Below are 5,228 nucleotides of genomic sequence, written 5' to 3' on the forward strand. Positions count from 1 at the left end.
CTCGCCGCTGGGCGAGATCAAATCGGAAAGGTGGGCGACATCGTCTCGGAATCCACGGGCGACTTCATATCGGTACGCCTGGGCGACTTCGTCGGAATCCGCACAGGCGCGCTCTTCTTCGGCGGGATAGTTGATCAGCACGCAATGGACCAGCCGCCCCGAGAAGTTGCAGCGGTCGTAAAAAACCTTGTCGCCCTTGTAGCTGGAGACCGCGAAGAACCGCGGTATGACCCGCTTGTACTGGATGCGCGGCGGCGGCCCCTTCCTTGCCAGAAAGGCAGCGGGTGAATCGTTCGCGACGTTGCGCGCGGCCTGGATGGTGATGTCGGCGCGCCCGTCGGCGGTTCGGAATCGCTGCCCGTATCCGTCGGGGCGACCGGCTTCTTCCGTAAAGATAGAGGATGGGAAATCCACCGCGGTGCCGGTCTGCGGAATCGTGTACCTGGTCCATCTGACCGGTTGCGCCAAAACCGTCGATGTCGAGGCAGCGAGTGCCAACGCAAGAGCGACCATCGATTCCATCGCATTTCCCTCCGGCATCATCCTGGAAAAGCGGCGAAGGCCGAGTACGTTCCAAGAAGCGTTATGCCGGACAGAAACTCGAGCTACTCGCGTTCAGCCAAAGGAAGATCGGGACCAAGCAAGCTCAACGCGGTCTCGATCTTTGTGAGAATTCGCTCGATCTCTTCGCGCTCGTTCGGGCCAGGATCGCTCTCGAGCTGCCGGAGCAGCTCCTGCTTCTGCGCCAGCAGCTTTGCTGTCGTCGACATCGCACCTCCCTCCTTCGGCACGGCGCGCCGACCGACGCTCTCGCGCCAGCGCCGCAGTGTTCAGAAGATTCCGAGAGCGGTGAAAAGGGCGGCCTCGCCCAGGAAGGCGCCTGTCATGAGTGCGACAGTGAGAACCACCTCGCCTATCGGCATGGGAGCCATTGGCCTGTTGCCTCGCGTTCGAGCCCCTGTGCTGAATTCATGAAGGCATGAAAAAGTTTCGGTTCCGGGGACCGGGTTCCCGCTGTAGTCTCGCCGCCGGGCAGGACCTTTCGAAACAGGGGCGCGGTTTATGCGATTCCTTGAGGTGTCATGCTGGTGCGTGACCGTGGCGGGCCTCGCCGTTGCCCTCGCGGTCGTCACGCTGCTCTGAAGCCGGCGACGCGGCCCCGCGCCCGGTCAGACCGGCGCCGAGCCCGCATTTAGAAGCTGCGAGATCGCCGTTACCAGTTGCGCCGGCGCGAATGGCTTTTCGATTAGGATGCTGTTCGGCACGCCTTGCGACTTCCATTCTTCGGAGTGCCCGCCCGTCATGTAGACTATCGGAAAGTCCGGGTCGATCTCGCGGATCCGCCGAGCAAGGCCCCACCCATTCAGTCCGGCGCCGATGCCGATATCGGTGAGCAAGGCGCGATATCCGGAGCGGTCGTCTCGGAAGCGGGAAAGCGCCTCTTCACCAGATGGCGCGATGTCGGCCTCGAATCCGCCGTCCGCGAGAGCCTCCTCGACGATGTGCTGGATCGAGACTTCATCCTCGGCCACCAGAATGCGAACGGGATCGGTCACTCACGGCTCCATTGCCCTCAACTAGCCCGAAACGACTATCCGCCGGCGGCGTCGGGCGCCTCGTCACCGGCATCGTCGCGGGGTCGTTCTGCCTGCTCCTTCAAGTCGGCGGCCTTCTCGACCAGGCCTGCCGCGACCTCCGGCTCGGCAACCGCCTTCGCGTATCTCGGCAGGGTCGCAGCCTGCCGGTTGAATACTCTTGTCCCGCCACGCCTCCACCACGCACGACCACCCGCCCACGCCCAAAAGGAAAGTACAACGTCCGCGACTCGTTCCCGCTAAATGTACAAAAGTGAACATTTCGGCCGGACCCGCCGAACGATTCCTTGTGCCGAATGTTGGCAAAGGCGAGGATGATAGCCGGTGCGCCAATGAGGAATCCGGTCAGCCCAGACGAGCTACCCGGCCGCGCCGTTGGCGGGAGAACGCCTGCAGCAGAACATGGGAGTGGAGACGGAACTTCCGCCTTTCCTGAAATCCTTGCTCGATCACCTGCGCTCTTCGGAAGACCACCGCGCAAACTAGGCCACTGAAGCAGCACGCACTCGGACGCGCAGCCCTGGGCTGAGCCGTTCGTATGTGATCTCGCCCTCGAGCTGCTGGGTCAGCAGCTGTACGATCCGAGAGCCCAATCCGGCCGGATCGGCTGGGGCCGAAACGCCGGCGCCATTGTCGGAGACCGACAGCTCGATTCCTTTGCTGTTCGACAGCGAGACAGTGATGTGGCCCGCGGTCTCGTCAGGAAAAGCGTATTTCAGCGAGTTGGTGACGAGCTCGTTGGTGATGATACCGATCGCAAGCGCCTGGTTGTGCGGCAGCGAGAAATCCTCGCATGAGACCTGGAAAGCCACAGGCGCGGAAGGCGCCAGCGACTCGAAGACCTTTTCGACCACGTCGTTCAGGAAATAGCGCATGTTGACGGAGCGCGAGTCCTCCTTCGACGAGAGATGGTCGTAGACCTCCGCCATTACCTGCAGCCTGCGTGCGGTAGCTTCCAGCGGACGCGCGAGCTCGGGCCCGCCATGCCGTGCCTCCAGGCGGATCATGGCGCCCAGGATGGCGAGGTTGTTCTTGGTCCTGTGCGCCAGTTCCTGCAGCAGCAAGGCTTTGGTCTTGTCCGCCATCATGACCCGACGGAGCTCGATGCGCTGAAACTCGGCTACGAGCGCCGTTCCGGCTGCTGTGATCGCGAACAGGGCGTTGGTTGACAGGTAGTCGAGCGCGAATGCGCCGGGGTAGCTGAGGTAGGCCCCTACTACGACGGCGATGACGGCCGCCAAGACCGGACCCGTGGTCGAAGATCAGGCCCGCGATGAACACGCCCGGCAGCAGCAGGAAGAACCCTGGCGCGCCGGTCTGCATCTGAAGCCCCATCTGCAGCACGGCGCAGACCACCATGATGCAGGCCGAGATGCCGTAGCGAGCAACTGTCGGGATCCGGTGCTCCAACACCAGCGGGTACAGCCTGTTCATGGAAATGCAAACCGCGAGGCGGGAATTACCGTTCCGCTCGCGCCCGCAGCAATCGTCACTTGCGTGACGGACGTCGGTTGGGAACGACCACGCCGCCTCCGGAGCGTCCAGCCGCTCAACCGCCTCCCGAGCCACAGGCGGGCCCTCGGACCTGAGCCCGCGACGAAGCGGGCGGAGATCACCGCCAGCAGGGAGTTAAGCAATTTCCTTTCCTGCCGGCCCTGGTCGACTGCAGATGTTGCGGAAGCTCGGTGCCGCTCAACGTGCTTCCGGCGCGCACTCAGTGTGCTGAAGGCCCGACGAACCTAGGCCCGTCCGCCCGGCGGATATTTGCGTGAGAACCTGCCCTGTCGTTTGGTGCGGCTGTATTCAAACTCGCAACCGTGGGCGCGCGCGAAGACCTCAGCCTTAGAAATTGCGAGTGCGCCAGTGCCGCCGAACCCACGTTCCATGTAGCGTGCTGGAACTAGCAGCCCTGCATCCGACTCAAGGCCGTCAAGAACGGTCGCCAACCTCAGTAGAAGTTCTTCGGGAGTCTCCATGCGCACCAACTATGTGATGCGAATGGCTCACGCAATTGAGAAGCGCCTACGTCTTGCCTGACCTCTCGAATGAGGGCAGCTTCCGCTCGTTCCAAAGAAGTCGTTCTTAAAGTTGCGCGCATGCTCATCCGCTTTTTCCATGCGACGCAGCGCTGGCCGCCGCCGCTCGATCGAGAGCAGGTCAATGCCGCACGGTTGGCGCCTCGCGAAGTGCACTCCTGCCGATCTGCTTCAGCCCGTCAACCGATGTCTCGCCCCTGCTGGCGGCTTCGAGGATCATAGAGGCTACGTGGGTGCGGGCAGAGGTCTCGTAGCGTGACACGCTCTCGCAAACCTCGTCGAGAACCGCGCGCAACAGCGCGGTGGTTTCAGCATCGAACATTGGAGGTCTCCCCCAGCGAAAGCACCATTCTGCCTGAACCCGGCCAGCCGGGGATTCACGCAAGTTACGGGCAACGGAAAAATTTTACGGAATGACTGGGAAGGTTGAGCGTGGCCCCGCCTTTTGGGGGCTGGGGGGCTTGAGGGCGGAGCCACGCGGGCCGTGCATTCGCGCGGGCCCGCCACATCAACGGGATCCGGCCGAGCCCGTTCCATGCTCGACATCAAGACCGCGCGCAGCTCGAACGCCTACGGCTCCGGGGGGCGCAGCGGACCGTCCGCCCATTTGCGGGCGGCGGGGTCGTGTAGCGGGTCATCGTTGCAATTGGTGCACACGTACCGCGGCGGCCGTTCTGAAGCTTCCTCGGACACAGCTTTCATCGGCTTGCCGCACGCCGGGCACGCCTTCCGGACCGGATGGAGCATGGCCATCTGTTTTTCCCCTGCGATGGCACTCTAGTTCAGCCGAGATCGCGAGCTCAAGCTGGCCGACAAAAATTAGGTCGGGTTCACGCACTATTGCGGCCCTTCTTGACTCCGTGGCCGCAGATCACTCAACTCTGGGCAGTGATGTTGAGGGGCGTGTCATGGAGCAGGAGTTCTACCGAGGTCTGGCCCAAAGCGTCCGGGGTATGGCCGAGAAGGCCGATCCGTTCACCCGGCGTCGTCTCCTGGATCTCGCCAAGCGGTATGACATAAGGGGCGGTCAGCCCTCGGCATCCGGACCGACCGAGCGGCCGCTGCCGGCGTCTCGCGCGACGCCCCCTGCGCCGAGCTTCTCCGGACCCGGCCAGGCCTCACGCCCACGCCCGTGTCGTTGTGCATGGTGCCGCAGCGCGCACCCGAAGGAGCCTGGCCGCCGTCCCGCAGCGGAAGAGAGCCGCCGATAGACCGCTCCCGAGGACCAAGCTTGCGCGCCCAGCCGGTGGTTCTGGCCTCACCAGGGAGGATTTGATGCCGTGGGCGGGTGCGGCATCGCCTTTCCCCCTGAACGCGACCCTAGCGGCTTGGAGAGGGGTGGGAGGACGCGCTGCGCCTTGCATCGGTAACCAGCTGCCGAGTAGGCCGCCCTTCCGGCACGTTGTGCTCGGCAGCCCCGCGCAGGGAATTGAGTTCTGACCACGCCAGCGCGGCGGTGATGGACCACGCTTCCGCTCGAGCGCGGTGCGCCTGCGCCGCGCCACCTGGAGCTTCTGGACGAGATCGGTGGTGCGGGTGAAGAGGACGCGCCATCCGTTCTCGATAAGGGCCAGGCCGATGGCTGCCGCCAAGTGAC

5 protein-coding genes and 1 pseudogene are annotated in these 5,228 nt (G+C 63.8%); 1 reads left to right on the plus strand and 5 read right to left on the minus strand.

The genetic code is table 11. The annotated features are described in order from the left end of the window. The 5 genes from ACFQX9_RS17430 to ACFQX9_RS17450 form a co-directional block, all read right to left on the minus strand. A partial coding sequence (locus tag ACFQX9_RS17430) for a hypothetical protein (RefSeq protein WP_377789800.1) occupies positions 1-522 on the minus strand: 522 nt, incomplete at its 3' end. Between the two features lie 83 nt (positions 523-605). Continuing rightward, positions 606-770 carry a hypothetical protein gene (locus ACFQX9_RS17435; RefSeq protein ID WP_377789803.1) on the minus strand — a complete coding sequence of 55 codons (165 nt, stop codon included), beginning with the start codon at positions 768-770 and terminating at the stop codon, positions 606-608. 399 nt (positions 771-1,169) lie between these two features. Then, positions 1,170-1,556 carry a response regulator gene (locus ACFQX9_RS17440; RefSeq protein ID WP_377789806.1) on the minus strand — a complete coding sequence of 129 codons (387 nt, stop codon included), beginning with the start codon at positions 1,554-1,556 and terminating at the stop codon, positions 1,170-1,172. Positions 1,557-2,077: 521 nt separating this feature from the next. Then, on the minus strand, positions 2,078-2,836 hold the full coding sequence (locus tag ACFQX9_RS17445; RefSeq protein WP_377789807.1) for a sensor histidine kinase: 759 nt from the start codon (positions 2,834-2,836) through the stop codon (positions 2,078-2,080). Positions 2,837-3,752: 916 nt separating this feature from the next. Next, positions 3,753-3,953, minus strand: coding sequence for a hypothetical protein (locus ACFQX9_RS17450; RefSeq protein WP_377789809.1), 201 nt, complete (start codon positions 3,951-3,953; stop codon positions 3,753-3,755). A gap of 586 nt (positions 3,954-4,539) precedes the next feature. On the opposite strand from ACFQX9_RS17450, the pseudogene ACFQX9_RS17455 reads away from it, so the two are divergent. Continuing rightward, a pseudogene (locus tag ACFQX9_RS17455) lies at positions 4,540-4,749 on the plus strand (hypothetical protein); the annotation flags it as partial. Positions 4,750-5,228 lie beyond the last annotated feature (479 nt).

Origin of the sequence: Bradyrhizobium sp. GCM10028915 (assembly GCF_042666195.1) — a bacterium.
In the GTDB taxonomy this organism is placed as follows: Bacteria; Pseudomonadota; Alphaproteobacteria; order Rhizobiales; family Xanthobacteraceae; genus Bradyrhizobium; species Bradyrhizobium canariense_D.